Annotated in this window: 13 protein-coding genes; 7 read left to right on the top strand and 6 right to left on the bottom strand. The window is 54.7% G+C overall.

The features are described 5' to 3' along the window. Window positions 1-280: 280 nt before the first annotated feature. The 3 genes from KP814_RS30855 to KP814_RS30845 are packed head-to-tail and all read left to right on the top strand — an operon-like array spanning window position 281 to window position 3,283. The gene (locus KP814_RS30855) at window positions 281-1,435 is read left to right on the top strand and encodes a hypothetical protein (protein ID WP_216740390.1); all 1,155 of its coding nucleotides are present in this window, start codon (window positions 281-283) and stop codon (window positions 1,433-1,435) included. Beyond that, entirely contained in the window at window positions 1,435-2,187 is a 753-nt protein-coding gene (locus KP814_RS30850) for a hypothetical protein (protein WP_216740389.1), read from the top strand. Before KP814_RS30855 ends, KP814_RS30850 begins: the two co-directional genes overlap by 1 nt. A 52-nt stretch (window positions 2,188-2,239) precedes the next feature. Continuing rightward, the gene (locus KP814_RS30845; protein WP_216740388.1) at window positions 2,240-3,283 is read left to right on the top strand and encodes a methyltransferase domain-containing protein; all 1,044 of its coding nucleotides are present in this window, start codon (window positions 2,240-2,242) and stop codon (window positions 3,281-3,283) included. 49 nt (window positions 3,284-3,332) lie between these two features. Here KP814_RS30845 and KP814_RS30840 read toward each other — a convergent pair whose 3' ends face one another. After that, a complete protein-coding gene (locus tag KP814_RS30840) occupies window positions 3,333-4,703 on the bottom strand; it encodes a hypothetical protein (protein WP_216740387.1) in 1,371 nt (456 codons plus the stop codon). Between the two features lie 334 nt (window positions 4,704-5,037). Between KP814_RS30840 and KP814_RS30835 the strand changes: the two genes are divergently transcribed. Further along, entirely contained in the window at window positions 5,038-5,661 is a 624-nt protein-coding gene (locus tag KP814_RS30835; RefSeq protein ID WP_216740386.1) for a glutathione S-transferase family protein, read from the top strand. A 61-nt stretch (window positions 5,662-5,722) separates the two neighbouring features. Here the strand turns inward: KP814_RS30835 and KP814_RS33280 are convergent, their stop codons facing one another. Continuing rightward, window positions 5,723-9,145, bottom strand: a complete 3,423-nt coding sequence (locus tag KP814_RS33280; RefSeq protein WP_305858287.1) for a carbohydrate-binding domain-containing protein — start codon at window positions 9,143-9,145, stop codon at window positions 5,723-5,725. Between the two features lie 157 nt (window positions 9,146-9,302). Beyond that, window positions 9,303-9,854 carry a DUF962 domain-containing protein gene (locus tag KP814_RS30805; RefSeq protein ID WP_216740385.1) on the bottom strand — a complete coding sequence of 184 codons (552 nt, stop codon included), beginning with the start codon at window positions 9,852-9,854 and terminating at the stop codon, window positions 9,303-9,305. A gap of 168 nt (window positions 9,855-10,022) precedes the next feature. Between KP814_RS30805 and KP814_RS30800 the strand changes: the two genes are divergently transcribed. Further along, on the top strand, window positions 10,023-10,403 hold the full coding sequence (locus tag KP814_RS30800; protein WP_216740384.1) for a hypothetical protein: 381 nt from the start codon (window positions 10,023-10,025) through the stop codon (window positions 10,401-10,403). A 30-nt stretch (window positions 10,404-10,433) separates the two neighbouring features. On the opposite strand, the gene KP814_RS30795 is transcribed toward KP814_RS30800, so the two are convergent. The 3 genes from KP814_RS30795 to KP814_RS30785 form a co-directional block, all read right to left on the bottom strand. Then, complete coding sequence (locus KP814_RS30795) at window positions 10,434-12,779, bottom strand: S8 family serine peptidase (protein WP_216740383.1); 2,346 nt, start codon at window positions 12,777-12,779, stop codon at window positions 10,434-10,436. A gap of 277 nt (window positions 12,780-13,056) precedes the next feature. After that, window positions 13,057-14,271: an EAL and HDOD domain-containing protein gene (locus KP814_RS30790; protein ID WP_216740382.1), complete on the bottom strand. Its 1,215-nt coding sequence runs from the start codon at window positions 14,269-14,271 to the stop codon at window positions 13,057-13,059. Between the two features lie 130 nt (window positions 14,272-14,401). Next, window positions 14,402-15,349 (bottom strand): hypothetical protein, encoded by a 948-nt coding sequence (locus tag KP814_RS30785; protein WP_216740381.1) that lies wholly within the window; start codon window positions 15,347-15,349, stop codon window positions 14,402-14,404. Window positions 15,350-15,682: 333 nt separating this feature from the next. Here KP814_RS30785 and KP814_RS30780 point away from each other — a divergent pair, with 333 nt between their 5' ends. Both KP814_RS30780 and KP814_RS30775 read left to right on the top strand, forming a co-directional pair. After that, window positions 15,683-16,735, top strand: coding sequence for a glycosyltransferase family 4 protein (locus KP814_RS30780; RefSeq protein ID WP_216740380.1), 1,053 nt, complete (start codon window positions 15,683-15,685; stop codon window positions 16,733-16,735). A 44-nt stretch (window positions 16,736-16,779) separates the two neighbouring features. Further along, on the top strand, window positions 16,780-17,739 hold the full coding sequence (locus tag KP814_RS30775) for a diguanylate cyclase (protein ID WP_216740379.1): 960 nt from the start codon (window positions 16,780-16,782) through the stop codon (window positions 17,737-17,739). Window positions 17,740-18,110 lie beyond the last annotated feature (371 nt).

Below are 18,110 nucleotides of genomic sequence, written 5' to 3'. Positions count from 1 at the left end.
GCCGGCACGAAAGAAAGGGGATCTCAAAAAGAAAGTTCGATCCCATATGTGTATGTTGCAAAAGAAGCCTTCGAGGGTGAAAAAATACTTTAACCACCCAAGCATCAAATATGCGGCATAGAATGCCTATATCGATGCCGGATTAATAATCACACTAGTTGAGAAGCTTCGCGCCTAGGGTTCTCCCCATAGGCCACATTGGTCAAGCCACATGGATTATTGGAACACCAAATTTAATCGTTAGGATGGTTCTTCTTTTCTGTCCCAATAGGAACTACACATGCAAGAACGCAACCTTCCAGACCACCACCAGCTAATCCCTTTAGAAAACCCCGTTTCGCGTTGGGGACTACGTAGAAAGCTGAGCGGCAAGGAGCTTCTTATCACCAAAGAAGCTAACAGCTTCCTTATGAATCTTAATGATTATCAGAAGACAGAAATTTACCGCGCTATAAATAAAATAGTTTCAGAAGGTGGTTATGGTCGAGGTAGTGCAGGTTTTTTACTAAAACCTATGTCCATGCGCGCCAAGCAAGAGTCGATCACAGCAGCAGGTAATTTATGCTTAATTTACAGCGTAAACTCCGAAAAGATCGTTATCAACTCAATTGAGATTGATCCTAGTATAGTAGGTAGCCAATCCACTGCTAAAGATGAAGTAGCGAGCCTGTACAAAGTACCCAGAGTATCTGATACACGCTATCATGAACACTCTTCCGATGAGGACGTCAGAGCGCTGGAGAGAGCCTGGGGGGAACCCAGAGCCCAAGTTGAGGTTACCACAGAGCATGCTGCAGTTAATGGTATGCAGAATGACCTTAGGAAGGCAAGGTGGTTAATGGGCGTGCACCTTGATACAGCTTATTGGGATGACCATCCAAAGACTTACACTCTCTTTCACAATCCAACGCAGGGCGTTGCATTAGACCTTTTTGAGTGCGCACTAGACAGAATAAGCTCATCAAAGCTTAGTAAGCAGTTAGCGGCTGTACTAACTGACTGCCAAAGAAAAAACAGGAAGGTTAAGTGGGTTTGCCATAGTCAGGGCGGTATTATATTTGTGCGGGCAGTAGAATTGGTGAATAAAATGGGAGTTCGCTTGGATGGTCAGAAAGTTGCAATACATGCTGGAGGCAACAAGAAGAAGCGAGCTGAGAAAGCATTTAATGAAGCAGGTATTGAGATAGTTGAACTAGCCAGAGAAAGCCCTTTCGATTTCGTCCCTCATTTGGCAGGGTTAAATAACCTGACCAAATCATCAAGAAGCCGCTGTAAAAAATTCCGTAAGTTAGTTTACGAAGATGGCCACCCTGTACAAACTAGTCCTCATACGCTACCTTACTTGGGTTTTGAATGTAGTCTACGCCATCTACAGATGTGCGGTTACGATGACTACGCAGAGCAAATGATCAAAGAGCGCGATTTGCTAAGCTGATGCTGAAAAAAGTATTGAACTCAGTTACAACAGGTAAAGGCCCTGACTTTAGTCAGCTAACAGATAAATGTATTAGCATTGGAGAGCATCGTCTAAGTTATAGGCTTCCATCTAATAGAATTCAGTCCGGGCGCCCTTCTGGTCCTAAACCAAATCATATCAATCTTCATCCAGATATATTTGAATCCTATGAGTTGAAACAAGAGTACAATCGGATATGTTCCCGAGTGGAGTTTCAATGGTGGAGCTATAAAGGGTTCTTTCTGCAAGGTGCTTTCGGCCAACTTTGCAAGTTTTCTATGCACATAGATATTAATCGCATAAATAGCCAGTGTTCTATTTCAGAAAATGACCTAGGTAGCTTGGAGGCTTATCTAAAAAGGGACTATTGGGACTATTATGAAACTCCTGGAGAAGGCAACCAGAGAGGAGTCAATTGGAGAGCTAGGGAAGAGTTCAAGAACAATATAACTACAAAAGGAGAAGTTCCTTCAAACAGACTTGTTCATTTGCCTGAAACTTATATAAAACAGAATATAAATGGGACTAATTGGCTTCACTACTCTTTAGTAGGTGAGGGAATACCTGGCCCTGACATCACTCACTATTGGGCCTACCCGTTAAATGATTGTTTCTATATCACCATATGTTTTTGGCTCACCTTTGAACAAGGTTCTAGAGACGCAAGAAGTGAGCGTATGCTACAGGATGTAAACCATATAATGTCGATGGTGGAATTAGAGAAGTCTTAGCTGTAGTTTAACCGTAGTTGACTCAATACTGAGTATAAAAAGGTACTAACCGATGCACGAACTCGTCAAAGACTACTACGGCAAACAACTGCAAAGTTCCTCTGACCTGAAAACTTCCGCCTGTTGCGACGTCAGCAGTGTTCCCGCCTGGTTGAAGCCTTTATTGGCGCGGATTCATCCAGAGGTGTCCGCCCGTTATTACGGGTGCGGGCTGGTGTGTCCGCCGTTGTTGGATGGTTGTCGGGTGTTGGATCTGGGCTGTGGTTCCGGGCGTGATGTGTATGCGCTGGCTCAGTTGGTGGGCCCCCATGGGCAGGTGGTCGGCGTGGATATGACGGATGAGCAGTTGCAGGTCGCCCGATCTCATCAGGCCTGGCATGCAGAGCAGTTTGGATTCGATAACGTGCGCTTTTTGCAGGGTTATATTGAGAAACTGGACGAGCTGGATCTTGAGCCTGGGTCTTTTGACGTCATCGTCTCCAATTGCGTGATTAATCTGTCGCCGGATAAAGCGTCCGTATTGCGCGGATTACACCGCCTGTTAAAGCCCGGCGGAGAGTTTTACTTCTCGGATGTTTACGCCGACAGACGGGTTCCCGACGCCCTGCGGGAAGACCCCACCCTCTATGGCGAGTGTCTGGGCGGCGCGCTGTACTGGAACGACTTCCTGCGACTGGCGCATCAGACCGGCTTCGCCGACCCGCGTTTAGTGGAAGACAGGCCACTGGTTATTACTGATAACAGTCTTGCGGACCGTATCGGAAGTATTAATTTTTACTCCGCCACCTACAGGCTGTACAAAATAGACGAACTGGAAACCGCTTGTGAGGATTACGGTCAGGCGGTTATTTACCAAGGAACCATTCCAGATCATCCCCATCAGTTCATGCTCGACAAACACCATGCGATAGAAACCGGCCGCGTATTCCCGGTCTGCGGCAATACCTGGCGTATGCTGAGCGACACACGATTCGCCGATCATTTTCAGTTTATCGGGGACTTTAGCCGACACTATGGCATCTTTGAAGGATGCGGAACCGCGGCTCCCTTTGACGGCGCATCGCCCTCAGTCAGCGCAGACGCTCCCTGTTGTTAGCCTCTTGAGTGCGCGTCCGATCTGACGCGCACTCGCCTTTCAGATCCTGCTACAGGTTCTCAATCTCGTACTGCAGGCTCGCCATGTAATCGCTCAAGCGGTAGGTCGAACCGCTGACATTACTGAACTGAGACGCCACATAGCGCGCCAGAGTCTGCTTGTTCTTTTCCCCGAATTGCAGATAGATCGTATTCAGGAAAGTGCTGTTGGGGAATTCGCGCAGGGCTTCATTGAGCGTGGGGATAAACGCCTTGTTTTCCCGTCCCAGCCCAACCACGTAACTGTTGGCGAACTTCTCCTTCTTGAGAATTTTCCAGCCGTATTCGTCCACTTCCTTCAGAGCGTCGCTCTTGCCCGCATTGGCGTATAAGAATCCCAGCAAGTCGTAATACAGCGGCTCTTGAGGGAACTGCGCCGCGTAGCTTTTCAGTTGCGCGCCATACCTGTCGAAAAGCTGGCTGGGCGTCGCCGCCTTCAACGTGGTCAATTGCGCGAAAATCTTGCGGATAAGCGTTGCGGAAACAGGCAATTGGTTATCTGGCGGTGAAATTTTCAGCGCCTGTAATCGTTGCAGCAGCTCCCCTTGCGAGAGCCGGTCGATATCCTGACACAAACGCAGTTGCGCAGCTTGCGGCGAGTTGGCGTCCGTCACCGTCCTGGCGATTAAAGCTCTATCGAACGCCAGGTAATCTTCTTTCGGGCGCTGATTCCACCAGTCTATTTCCCAGTTCGAATCCAACGCCCACAGGTCGCACAGCTTATCCGCCGCTCCCGCCTCAATATCACGAACAAACGCTTCCCGGCGCGCCTCCTGATGGCTATCGGAGAACAGCGTATACATGCCTTTTTCTATGGCGATATGATGCTCGCTGAAGTCGGATTTACGCCAGGCGTTGAACGCCTTATCCACGTCCCCCTGCATCAGATAGGCATGGGTGATATAAGCCCAGGCGATGGGATTCAGTCCCTCTGGTCTGGCTCTGACCAGTCTTTCGTAATAGCGCAGCGCACTCTGGAATTGGCTATTGCGATGTTCATGCATGCCTCGTTCATAGAGGATCATGGGGTTGTCCGGCTCCAGGCGTTCGGCGCGAATCATATAGCTGTAGCTGACGTTCGGGTCGAGCTGGTAAAGCATATTGCCGAGAATGAAATAGTCATAGACGGACTTGGCGTCGTCAGGGGTCAGGCTCTGCAGGCGATGTATCGCCTCACTGGCCTTCCCCTCGACAAAGAGCTGATGAAATTCTTCTCCGTCAGAATAGGCGATATACACCGCCCCAGCCTTCTCCGCTTCCTGTTTGAACGTATCGAAATCAACCGCCTGCAGATCCGCGATCCACAGAACGTTGATGAGAAGAGAAAGCCACCATGGATAGACAGAAGGTAAATGCTTGGACTCTTTTCTGGTATCTCTCATAGACAGCACCCGCCGATGGCATCGGCCTTGTTGATGATCCATGCAGAGACGTTTTGCAGTGGTCCGGAACGTCGCCTCACGCGTAGTAAAACTAACTCCAGGCTTTCCCGGCTATACCTTAATTATAGTGGAGGGAAAAAAGCCTGCCGGGCGTGGATTAACAAAATTTACACCGAAAACATCCAATGGTTATTTACCGCAATTTTTCAATCACTTAACATCGACGTCTGACTCACTCAGGGGCGTTTTCGCTCAGGCGGAGCCATCTCATGCAGCCTGCGCTGTCCCCTAAACGCCCTGCGTCACTCACACCCAGAGAACAGGACTTCATCCCATGATCAAACTGCACCACCTCAACAAATCCCGCTCCCGCCGCATCATCTGGCTGCTGGAGGAAATCGGTCAGCCTTACAGCGTGATTCCCTATCAGCGGGATAAAACCACGTCGCTGGCGCCACCGGAATTGACCCAGATTCACCCCCTGGGCAAATCCCCGGTGATCGAAGTGGACGACATTGTGCTGCCGGAATCCGGCGCGATTACAGAGTTCCTGATTGAACGCTACGCCGCGGACAAACTGTCCCCAGTCCGCGACAGCAAGTCATACGCGGAGTACCTGTACTGGATTCATTTCGCAGAAAGCTCGGCGATTCTGCCGTTACTACTGAAGCTGTTTCTCGATATGGACGGGACTGAAACCCGCTTCCTGCAGGGATATGCGCAGTCGGAAATCAGCAAGGTAGTCGGACATCTGGAGCAGTCTCTGGAAGGCAAGGACTATCTGGTCGATAACCGGCTCACTGGCGCGGATATCATGATGTCTTTCATTCTGGATTTTATGCAGCGCAGCGGCGCGATGGCCAAGTATCCCAATATTCAGCGCTATCAGGGCGTGTTGGAGAAACATGCCGGTTATCAGGCGGCGCTGGAGATTGAAGCCAAGTACGACGCGGCTTAGTTCGTAACAGCCAGCGCACGCTATCCTCAGCGTGCGCTGGGCTACACGGGAGAGAACCTGCTTACTGCAAACGCAGCTCGCAAGCGATTGGATAATGATCGGAAGGCGGATAATCCCCTTCACGATATTTTTCTAAAGCACAGCCCACCGCGCTGACGCCGGACCCGACCACATGATCAAGCTGAGGTCCGGGCTGTACATTCCAGCCGTTGAAAGTGCCGCCGGTGAAGAAGCTGGACAACGGGGTCTGGTTCACCAGGGTATTCACCGGCCCGCTGCCGGGTGATGCGTTGAGATCGCCCAACAGCACTGTCGGCATGCTCCAGTTCTGATTCACCTCACCCAGACGGTCTCTCAGGATATTGGCGGAGCCCTGCTGGGAATTGCCGTCCACACCCCAGTGGGTATTGATGAACACCAGCTCACGGCCATCCGCGTTGCGGCGCATCTTCGCCCACTCCGCGCTGCGTGGGCCCCACACATCCGCCACCAGATCAATCAGGCCGCCATCCACATAGGTGTAGAGGTCGGAGCGATAGAGAATCTGACGGTAGCTGGTGGCGCCCCAATTCGCGCCCAGGGTGTTTTTGATAAAGTCATACTGTCCGCCGGTTGGCTCCTGCAGGCCCAGTAACTCCGGGTTCTGGCGCTGAATCGTACGCACCACCTCGCCCTTGCGTTGGCTCCAGTTGCGTTCGCCCGGGTCGTTCGCCTGCTCCGTGCGAACGTTGAACGTCATCACGCGAACGCTGCCCCCCTCACCGCCGACAGGACAGCCGCTGGCGTCAACCTGAGTTCCTGCTGGCGTATTCGGGCACTGATCCAGATTATCGGCGACGCCGTCATTGTCGCTGTCCGCATCGCTATGAGTGAGAATATTCAGCCAGTTCAGATTGAACTCGCCCACGCTCGCCTCCACCCGCACGCGATGCTCGCCCTGATCCACGGAGAAAGTTCCAATGGGAAGCGTGCGATAGGACTGCCAGCCTCCGGTATTGGCGACGGAGCCCTGTCCCACTTCCGTTCCATCCACCAGCACGCGGAAGCGACCGCCGCCCACGGCGGAGGCGACGCGGGCCGTCAGATCATACTCGCCAGAGCCCAGCGTCACGTTGTACTCCAGCCATTCAGAGCCGGCGATCCAGCCCACATTGTGGCCGCCGTCGATATCGCCGCTGACTTCGATGTCCACGTCGTCATTACGATGAGCGCCGCCCTGATTGCCGGGCGTGGTGTCGAAGTAAGCGTCATAGTCTTCCGCCTGCACGGTGACATTTTCGGTTCGCACCACTGTACAGCCGTTCTCGTCCACCTCGTCGCCGGCGGGCGTGCCCGGGCAAAGATCCCGCTCGTCCTTGACCCCGTCGCCATCGCTGTCGATGACATCCATGGAACGAATTTCCATCCAATTAAGATTCAGCTCGCCGCCATACAGCTCAACCCGCATTGTGTGCTGCCCGCGTTCGACACTGAAGCTGCCTACTTCTTGAGTCACGAACTGCTGCCAGCCGCCAGTGGCGTCGACGGTTTTTGAACCAACCAGATCTCCGTCAATGAATACGGCATATTTGCCATTGCCCACCAGGGAGGCGACGCGCGCGTCGAGACTGTACTGTCCCTGGCCCAGCGTGACGCTGTACTCCAGCCATTCGTTGGCGTCGGTCCAGCCGATGTTGTAGCCGCCGTCCACGTCAGAGGTAGTTTCAATATCGACATCGTCTTCACGGTATGCGCCGCCGTTGTTGCCGGGAGTGGTGTCGTAGAAGGCGCTGTAGTCTTCCGCCTGCACTTTCACCTTATCGGTCACGATGATCTGACAGCCCACTTCATCCACATCTGCGCCCGCCGGCGTATTGGGACACTGATCGATGCTGTCCTCCACGCCATCGCCGTCCGCATCCTGCTCCAGAGGGCAACCGTCCGCGCCGACTGGCGTACCCGCCGGCGTGCCGGGACACATGTCCTCATTGTCGTTGACGCCGTCGTTATCGCTGTCCACCACTACAGGACCGCCTCCGCCTGTCCAGAGAATATCGTCAATGGCGAAAGCGAAGTCCGCTCCCGGCAGTTGACCGTCTTTACTCAGAATAGCGAAAGGATATTGGATAGAACGCAGGTCAATCAGCGGGCCGCGCAGCTCTGACACAGGGATGCTGACTTCGCCCCACTCACCGTTACGGGTCAGGCCATATTTGTCTTCAAAAGCGGGGAAATCCAGCCAGTTCTGGTTGGTATGGGTGTCTGTCACGCCGATGCGGAAAGAAACGTCGGCGGGAATCTTAATGCGGAATTTCAGCTCGCCTTCGTCAAACTTGCTCAAATTGACCGGTTGCCGCGCCTGAATCCCGCCGCCAAACCAGGTGTTGGCCTTGGCTTTCCAGGAGATGACTTTGTCGCCTTCATAAGGCGCTTCCGAGCCGCCAGACGTGGTTTGATCCCACACATAGATATCGGATGAAGAGCCGGCTTCCAGTTTGTTGGTGGTGGCGCTTTCATCGGTAAACACGCCGAAGGTTCCGGTTTCCGGGCCAGGACGACCGAGTTTGACTTCGCCTTGTCCATCCAGCTCATACACGCGGATGTAGTCCACCAGCATTTTGCCCGGCAGCGGCGCGGACATCTGGCCGTTGTCATGCGCGTCGGTGAAATTCCCACCCACCGCCAGATTCAACAGGAAGTAGAACGGCGCCTGGAATTCTTCCGCCTCGCCGCCAATGGCGATTGGGTTATCGTACAGATCATGCTCCTGGCCGTTATCCACGATGGCGAAGCGGATCTGAGACTCTGTCCAGTACAGACGATAAGTGACGAAGCGATTGCTCAACGGCGTCGGCGCCACATAGGCGTTGTCAGTGTTCCAGGCGGTGCTGGCGGCGCAGGAGGGATTTTCCGGCACGCAGGCTGAGTCCGCATAGAAAATCAGGTTGGAGCCGACGTAGTTATTGATGGGGGCGCCATCGTGCCCGGCGTTCTTGCGTCCCGCCGCGCTGTGGCCCATTTCCATGATATCGATTTCACCTTTGGCCGGCCAATTGGCGGTGCTGGCGCCCAGCATCCAGGCCGCCGGCCACAAACCAACGCCGACTTCCGGCGCCTGCATGCGGATTTCGATCATGCCGTAGCGAACGGAGACGGCGTCTTTGGTGGTGATTTTACCTGACGTAAAGGCTTTGCCGCCGACATCCTGGCGGCGGGCTTCAATCACCAACGCATGATTGCCTGGCTCTGCAGGAATCTCTTCGATGGACAGATTGTCCTTGGCGTACCATTGCAATTCCTGGTTGCCCCAACCACACAGGCTCGGACAGCCATCGCCCTCGTCGACATTCCAGACGGAAGGGTTCAACGAGTCAAAATCTTCTTCCCACAACAACGCGCCGACATCCGCCTGCGCCATGGCAGCGGACAGCGCCGACAACATAAACAGCCCGGCCCTGGCGGCGGAACGCCGTGGTGATTCCCTGTTGTCCTGTACAAACGCCATGATTACCCCCTTTGTAATTCTATGATTTCCGTTAATGAAAACGCTTTCATAAATTGCCTAAAAAAAAGCCCGGGGGCAATGGGCTTTTTGGGTTAATCCTTCACCAGTTACAAATCTGTGAGGGGGATATCAGTTTTCTGCTCAATGGGCGACCAGATCAAGATTCATGCAAACGCTTGCTGTCGGTATGGGTTGCGTTCATGTCGCGTATCAGCGGCGGGCCGACTTTTTCTTCGATGGAGAGCAGAACTTCCCGCCGCAAACCGAAGTAGAAACAGGCTTCCGCCGCCACGAACAGCGGTCCGATGATCAAACCACTCAGGTCGTCCACAAATGCGGGTTTGCGCCCTTCATAGTAATGACCAATGAACTGAAACACCCAGCCCACCACAAACAATCCGATGCCTGCACTCAACCACACTACCTGCGATTGCGCCGCCAGCGCAGCGGCGCCCCATAGTGTCAGGGCATACAAGGCCGCCATCAACAGCGCAAAGGCAAAATCCAACACCAGATAAAAAATCAACGAGGCGATCACCACGATCATCGCTGGCGTCGCCGTTATACCGAACAGTTCGAAGCTCGTCCGCGACAGCAACGTAGCGATGGACAGCACTATCATGGGAATGCCGATAAAATGGGTGGCGATATTGCGGCGGTCACGGTGATAAGCCGCATACTGGGTCAAATGCTCGGACAGTGTTTTCATCCCGTTTCTCCCGTTCTCGGACGCCAACGATAATACTCAGGCGTCCATGGTTTATTTTTATGGGTTTAACGAGGAGTATAGGTAAACGACAAGCCCTACTCTGTCGTGTAGATGACACGCCTTGGCGACGCCGGCTTTTTCACCAATCAGGAATTATTGAGTATAAGAATGCGACCTTTTTTGATTGTCTGTTTTACAGCGCTCGCCGCAACGCCAGCATGCGCGGAATCGTCCAAGCACAATTTAAAGATCGAGGCTGAGGCATTTTGCGAAATCCATAATCCCAAGTATTGGTCTGACGTCGACTCAATGAGTCTCGAAGAGTATCGAACCAAGCTGAGCGATAAAATTTCCGAAGTAGTCAAATCCAAGGAATTCAGAGCCGCCTTGGCGCAGAGCGTCGATATGGGCTATGACGCATTTAAAAAGAACTATCAGGGCAACATGTATGTATTCAGTCGCGATCAGGTCAGACGCGTCCTGAGCGATTCCTCCTGGGATTGCGAATACATGAAGTTTCATTACGGAGAGCCCGAAGCCGCCGATTAAGGCGGCTTGGCGATCACTGCGAACGCGCCATCAGTCAGGCGCGATATAGAGCTTGATGGCGCCATGGCGCAGCAGCGCTTTGTCGTCCAGACCTATCCGCGCCACCTGGATTTTCCAGGCGCCGGCGGCGTCTTCGTCATGGAAATCCGTGATGAAATGATCCGCCAGTTGCAGGTCGTAGTCGTTGAAGCTGCCGTTCTTGTCGTGCAGCACGTATTCCGTGCCTGCCGGGGACAGCAGAGTGACTTTATAGCCGCCCAACCAAGCGCCGCTGATCGCCAGATCCACGGCAACGCCTTTGACTTTGCCCACCGCATGCTGAGGCAGCACGACTTCCGTGGTCTCGCCTTTGGGCAGAGTGACGTCTTCGGTCTGCAACGTGCGCTCGGTCAGCTCCGCGACAACCAGCGGACGCCCGCGCAAGCGCAGGTCCCAATGATTGAGCACGCCTTCCTGGAACGGCGAGGCGTCGATCACTTGCAGAAACCACAGCCCTTGCGAGGGAATATTGCGCATCTGCGGCAGTCGATACGAGCGCACCAGATCATCTTCCGTCAAGCCGCCCCGCTCCCGCAGACGAAAGCTCCGTCCGTCCGGCGACAGCAGGTTGACCAGCAAGTCGCCGCGCCAGGGATGAGAGATATCCAGACTCACTGCGGCGTCCCACAGCTCCAGATTCTCGGACACCAGCATCGGGCTCCATAGCCCACGGGAATTATGGTCAGGAATGGGCGTCGCTTCGCCGTTGGCGTAATCAAAGTCCCGCGTTCCTTGCGGCAGCACATTGACGGTGATGCGTTTGGCGCTTTTGAAGGGCTGGCTCGCTTTGTCGCTTTCCACGCCTTTAAGCTCCACGAAATAGCGCCCCACCGGCGTCTCCGCGCCGACGCTAAAAGTCATATCGCCGCTTTCGTTGGCTTGCAAGGCCCGGGGCAGCTGTACGTAAACGCCAGCCCGGGGCTGTGAGACGGACAGGTCCGCCATTCCGCTCCAGTCGAACAAAGGCTGCAAACGCGCCGTCAAAGAACGCATCTCGCCCTGGGGAATATCCACCACGTCCGTTTCCGGGGCGATGCGAAAGCCCGGCCGATCATCCGCCGCCAGCAGCGCTTTTTCCAGATTCAGACGACGTCCGTCGGGAATCTTGCCTTGCAGCGCCGCTACCTTGTCGGCGCCGTCCAGCAGCGCCTGTTTCAGCGCTTGCGCGTCCAGGTCCGGGTTATGCGCCGCCATCAGCCCCAAGGTTCCGGTGATCATCGGCGCGGCCATGGAGGTGCCGCTGAGAGAGCCGTAGGCGTGATTGGGCAAGGTGGAATAGATATCCGAGCCCGGCGCCGCGATGTGCACTTTTTCCAGGCCGTAATTGGAAAAGCCGGACAACTCCCCTTCCCGATCCGTGCTGGCGACCGAGACAATGGCCGGGTTGTCGTAATTGGAGGGAAAGTGTCCGTAATGATCATTGTTGCGGYCGTCATTGCCCGCGGAGAACACCATCAGCACGCCCGCGGCCTCCACTCGTTGGATAGCCTCTTCCATCGCCTGACCGGGCGCGCCGCCGCCCCAGCTGTTGTTGATCGCCGCCAGCGCTTCGCCGCGGCGCTTGAGGTCCACCATGTAGTCCATGCAGGCAATCGCGTCGGAGGTGTAACCATAACCATCCTCGTCGATAAAGGCGCAGGTGACCAAGGCGCCGCGCCAGTTGACGCCGACGCCGCCCAGCCCGTTATCGCCCACCGCCGCCATGATGCCAGCGACATGGGTGCCGTGCTTGTTGGCGTCCATCGGATCGCCGCTACGGTTCACCACGTTGACGCCATAGATATCGTCCACATAGCCATTGCCGTCATCGTCGCGGCCGTTATTGGGGATTTCGCCAGGGTTGATCCACAGGTTGTCCTGCAAATCCTCATGCCGATAATCCACGCCGCTGTCGATCATGCCCAGCAGTACGTGCGTATCGCCGGTTTGCAGATTCCAGGCGTCCAACGCGTGAATGTCGTTGTTGCGGTCGTCGACGTTGAACAAGGCCCATTGCTCAGCCAGCGCAGGGTCGTCCGGCGTTGCGTCCATACGCAATGGATAATCTGGCTCGGCGTAGGCCACGGCGGGGTCTGCGGCGAAGTGCGCCACTGCCGCCTCCGGCGTCATGCCATTCAGATCGTAACGCACCAGAGCGCCATCCCGGGTGACCGGATCAGCGGCGGTAACGCCCGCCAACGGCGCAGCGCGCCGGAAACCATGAGCCAGAGCGTCGCTTTTGTATTTCACCAGCACCGCTTTCACCGGCGGCGCTTCCGGTTCCGCCCTGGCGACGGTGGACAAGGACAATAAACAGGGAAACAGCGCCACCCCGGCGCTGCAAAGATATTTACGCATATTGGATCTCCGACCAATCAATTAAATCCGATATTCCTTTCAGATCCGATTGCAGACGACGCCACGCCTCCATAGAAGCTCACAGCGTCATCGCGTCGATATTGTTAAATACCTTCTCATCAGCGTTTTCAGGCTTGGTGGGCGGATTATTTTTAAAGGAGTGAGCGCCCAGAACCGGGCAGTCTATCTGAGGGAGAAAATACTGTCTTGGGTAGAAAAGCAGGTGGCGCAGGGAGAAATCTGCTTGATCCCGCCGCGATGGCGGCGACAGCAACGTCTATGTTTTCAGACTGGAACGCTCGTCCGCCCATACAATGCTGTCGCGGTACAGCTTACTGATAGCGGGGCCGTTCAAGCCCAGCTCTTCCAGCTGCGCCCAGGGAATATTCTGCATATCACAGCGTTCATACAGGCGCACGGTAATCAACGCCAGCCCGGCCTTGCCCTCGCCTCTAAGCAAAGCATCGATCACCATCGTGGAAAGCGGAAGTTTGCTGAGGATTTCCTCGATTGTGCGGTCAAAAAACGCATCCAGCGTGGAAAACAGGCCAATGGTGAAATAGGTGTCGCGCTTATCCGGTTCGATAGTCGCGGCAATTTGTTCGCACATACGGGCGCGAATCAGCGCAATGACAATCAGCGCTTTCGGTTTGTCTTCAATGCCGGACAGCGCCAGCAACATCACCCAGGCGCGCAGTTGCTCCAGCCCCAGCAACACCGCCGCCTTGTGAATGGAGTCAATCGGTTGCGGACGCCGGAACGAAATGGAGTTGATCAGTTGCAGCAGTTTGACGCTCAGGGGCGGATCGCTGGCGATGGTTTTCACAATCTGATCGAACGAGGCGTCCGGGTTCTGCACCATGGCGATCAAACGCAGCACCGCCAGCTTGCTCTGAGGCATTTTGCGACCGGTGACAATCTCCGGCTTACTGAAGAAATACCCCTGAAACAGCTCACAGCCGTTATTGAGGCAGAATTCGAAGTCGTCATGCGTCTCGATTTTTTCCGCCAGCAAACGCACTTTCTTGCGTTTACGGATCTTGTCCACCAAGCCTTTAAACGCGCCCTTCTGAATCGCCGGAAACTCCAGCTTTACGATGGAGGCGTACTCCAGCAGCACTTCCTGTTTGCTATGCAGATCGTAGTCATCCAGGGCGATGGTGTAGCCGCGTTTGGCCAGGCGCGCCACGGCCTCACAGACTTCCTTAGTGGACTCGACTGACTCCAGAATCTCGATGACCAACAGGTCTTTTGGAAACGGCGGCGGCTCCATCAACAACTGTTCAGTGAAGTTAACGAACGCCAGATGGCCGGAAGTAACTTCCTGAATGCTTTTTTCTGTAAACGCATTGAGCAGCACCACAGAAGTGGCTTTATCGCCATCCAGAATAGGACCGGCGGCGGGATCATTGGAACGAAACAGCAACTCATACCCCACTATTTCCAGCGATGCGTCGACGATAGGTTGGCGGGCGAGCAGTATCTGTTCCATGAGTGGTCGCGATATATCCTCGGGAGGGGTATGTTTGGAATGTAGAAGTGGACGCAGGTTACGTCAAGGCAGGGGTCCGATCAGTTTTGTCTATCGAAACGCCTGCTTAAAACCCGTCCCGGCGCGACCGTCATTGCAGCCTTGCACTTTGCAAATCCAAGTATCGAACTTGCTCGCCGGAGGCCATATAGATCAGGATTTCGCGCATACGCTCAGGGTTCAATCTCCTACGGTCCACTGCGCGCAACGGGTTCAGGGAAAAGCAGTGTTGCGACCAGGCGGCGTAGATATCCTGCTCAAATGTCGCGCTGCTCTTGTAGTTGACCGAGTCCGCATCGCCAATACGCACAACCAGTCTTCCTTTCCCTGTTTCAGTATGGGTTCTTAGGGTCAGACAGAGTTGCGAATATCCGCCCCAGGAACGGTCTGGATTGACGAACTCAAACCCAAACCAACGCCCAGCTCCTGACCGCGCCCGAATAAACGCCTGCTTCCCGTTTTCCTCTTGCCCATTTCCTTCAGGCGCTTCCTGCAGCAGCAAAATCTTCGGCGTTCCCAACCCGCGCCAGGAGTTTTGTGTGGTCAGCGGCGACGCCATCGCCAATAACTCAGGAAACGCCAGGCTCTGTCGCATCACCCACCAGAGTCCAGCGCCCCGCCAGCAAATCGCGCCCAGCATCAGGCCAATCGCCAGGATGCGAAACAACGCCGCCCGCCCCGAATGCTCGCTAAAGCCAATAGCGCCCCACAGCCATCCCGCCATCAGGCCCGCCATACCCATCAAGGCGTCCTCCAGGCTGCGGCTTCGTCCTACCAGAGGCTGCGCCAGCTCCAGCATGACCAGCAAAGCGGTCAACGCCAGGATGCGCGCAAGCGGACGTCTCGCCAACCAAGGGGCCAGCATGGGCGTAATCAGATAAAGAATGAACCCCGCCGGAAGGTGCGCGAGATTCATCAGCTCTCCCATAAAGCGAGGCCAGGGCCAGGACTTCACCGGCCAAAACGCGCCAGCCGCCAAGGCCGCTATGACCAGCAACGCGCCGGTGGTCGACCAGTAACGGGTCTGCTTTTCCGTCATGCTTTCGTTTCCTGATGAGTTTTGCCTACATGAGTTTTACCTGCATGTGTTTTACCTACATTAGCTTTACCCGCCGTAGCAGGTTTTATGCCCAAGTCACATGCCCCGTCAGCACTGTATTTATCCGCCTTTAGCGACTTTGCATTGGCGGATTGCAATGCAAATCGGGAGCGGCTTTACCGAAACGCCATCTATTCAACGTAACTTCGCAAGCCTCAAATTTACGTCAGTCCCTCTAAAACCCTTTTAAAAACAGAGCCCAATATCAGCACAGAAGCTTCTGGCTTGAATCTTGACTGAGTATGTATAAACACGTACCCGAAGGTGACGCCAATGCAACCGTTACATGTCAGTCCAGAAAGCTCAATACCGCCGAAAACTGTCCTGTTGACCTTGGACAGCCGTGGCTACGGCGGCATAGAAACGCACATCTCGCACCTCGCCCCCGGCCTGCAGGCCCATGGCGTCAATGTGATTTTAGCGTTGCTGGCGGACTACGGCGCACACCCTCTGGAAAAGCAACTTTCCGCCAGCGGCGTCCCGACTGTGAAGCTAAAACGGGGCTTGCGGGAGCTGATTGACCTGCTTAAATCGACTTCCGCCGATGTCCTGCATACCCACGGTTACAAGGCGGGAGTCATGGGTCGTCTGGCCGGCGCCGCAACAGGCGCGCCTTGCGTCTCGACGTTCCACAACGGCGATCGCGGCGCAGGCAAGCTCCGGCTTTATACATTGATTGATAAGCTAAGCGCGTGCCTCTCCACCAACATTTGCGTCAGTCGCGATATTCAACAACGACTGCGTCCCTGGGCCAGCGAGCTGGTCAACAATTTTATCGACGCGCCGGAGCTGGACCTGCCCTGGGAGAACGAGCAAAAGCGAGTGCTGTTTGTAGGCAGGCTGGAGAAAGAGAAAGGGCCTTCCCTTTTTCTCGATATCGCCGCCCGTCTGCCCGAGACGGAGTTTCATATGTATGGCTCAGGTTCACTGGAATCCACACTCCGAGCGCACGCGCCAGACAATCTGACGCTGCACGGTAGCGAGCCGGATCAACAGAAAATCTGGCGTAACGCCGATGTGCTGTTGATCACGTCCAACACGGAAGGCCTGCCCTATGCGGCTCTGGAAGCCATGTCCCGCGGCGTTGCGGTTTTTTCCACCGCTGTCGGCGACCTGCCACAGCTGATAGATCATGGCGAAAACGGGTTTATTTGCGCCGGCGCCGCGGACGCCTTCGCTAACGCCATTGAAAGATGGCGACTGCAAACGCCTTATGAGCGCCGTTGTCTGCGTATCGCCGCCGCCAATCGCGTCGCACGCCAGTACAGCGCCACGGCCTGCATTCCCAAGTTACTTTCCATTTACGAAAAAGCCTGCGCTGTTTAAGGCGCCACGAATATGAATACAATCACTCTGCTGAGGGCGTTTTTATGAAGTCGCCAACCGCGCCGAAGAAAGAAATCGAAAGCTCAGGCCAACAGTCCGGGATGCAAGTGCTGCTCGTGGACGACGACTTTTTCTTCCGCGAGTACATTTCCCTGTTGCTGGAAGAAGCCGGCCATAAAGTGCTGAAAGCCGCCAGCGCGGAGGAAGGGTTAAACATCCTGAAAACCCATCCCTGTTCAATCATCCTCACCGACTGGATGATGCCCGCGTTCTCAGGCCTGGATTTTTGCATGCAGGTGCGGCGCTGGGAGCAAGGCTATCACTACATCATTCTACTGACCGGCAAGGAAACCTCTGCGGAAGTGGTGGAAGGACTCAGCGCCGGCGCCGACGACTTCATCAAAAAATCCGCTTCCCCCAGCGAAGTGATGGCGCGGGTTAAATGCGGCGCGCGCATCATTCAACAACATCGCAAGCTGGAAGAGCAAAAAGAGAAAATCGCCCAGTTGGCGGAGCGCGACCCGTTAACCAACGTCTATAACCGGCACTTTCTGTACACCAAACTCCCTGGGGAGATTAAACGCTCCAAACGCTATCACATCGAGCTATCGGTGATCATGGCCGACATCGACTATTTCAAACGCATCAACGACGGCCACGGCCACCTGATCGGCGATCGCGCCATTAAATTTTTCGCCCACACCCTATCGGAAAACCTGCGTCAGAACGTCGACTGGGTCTGCCGCTATGGCGGCGAAGAATTCGTCATCGTTCTGCCCAACACAGAACTGGAAAAAGGCGTCCGCACCGCAGAAAAACTGCGCAGCATTCTAGAGCGCTCCGTGATGACCACCGAAAACGGCGAACTCAAATTCACCGCCAGCTTCGGCGTCGCCGCCCTCAGCTCCCTGAAAGGCGTCTACGAAATGGAGTCCCTGCTACAACTGGCGGACGAACGCCTTTATGAGAGCAAAAACAAAGGGCGTAATTGTGTTTCTTTTTGAGTTTAAGAGGGGGCAGGAAATCGTGGGGGTGAGGCTTTTTACAGGAAGATTGGACCGATTAACCCTGGGGAAACAGCAAGCTCGGTAGGTCGGAAAAGCGTAGCGCCTTCCGACACTCAGCGCCTCGCAACCAGGACAAGAAAAAACATGAAATTTATTGCAATACCGCTACTCGGCGCTATATCAGGAGCCTATTTCGAACGCCGCTGTCGGAAGGCGCTGCGCTTTTCCGTATATGGTCTCCTCCTGTTTTGCAAGGGCTTCAGACTTTGATAACAAGGTAGGTTGCTGCCGTATATCCGGCCTGTTTGCGAGTTGTAATACTCTGGCCTTGATGAGCTGTCCGCGCGTATCGTCCTTATCGACCTATC

Origin of the sequence: Hahella sp. HN01, assembly GCF_018986435.1 — a bacterium.
In the GTDB taxonomy this organism is placed as follows: Bacteria; Pseudomonadota; Gammaproteobacteria; order Pseudomonadales; family Oleiphilaceae; genus Hahella.
The sequence above is the reverse complement of the archived record's forward strand: the minus strand, read 5'-3'. Positions and strand labels throughout refer to the sequence as shown.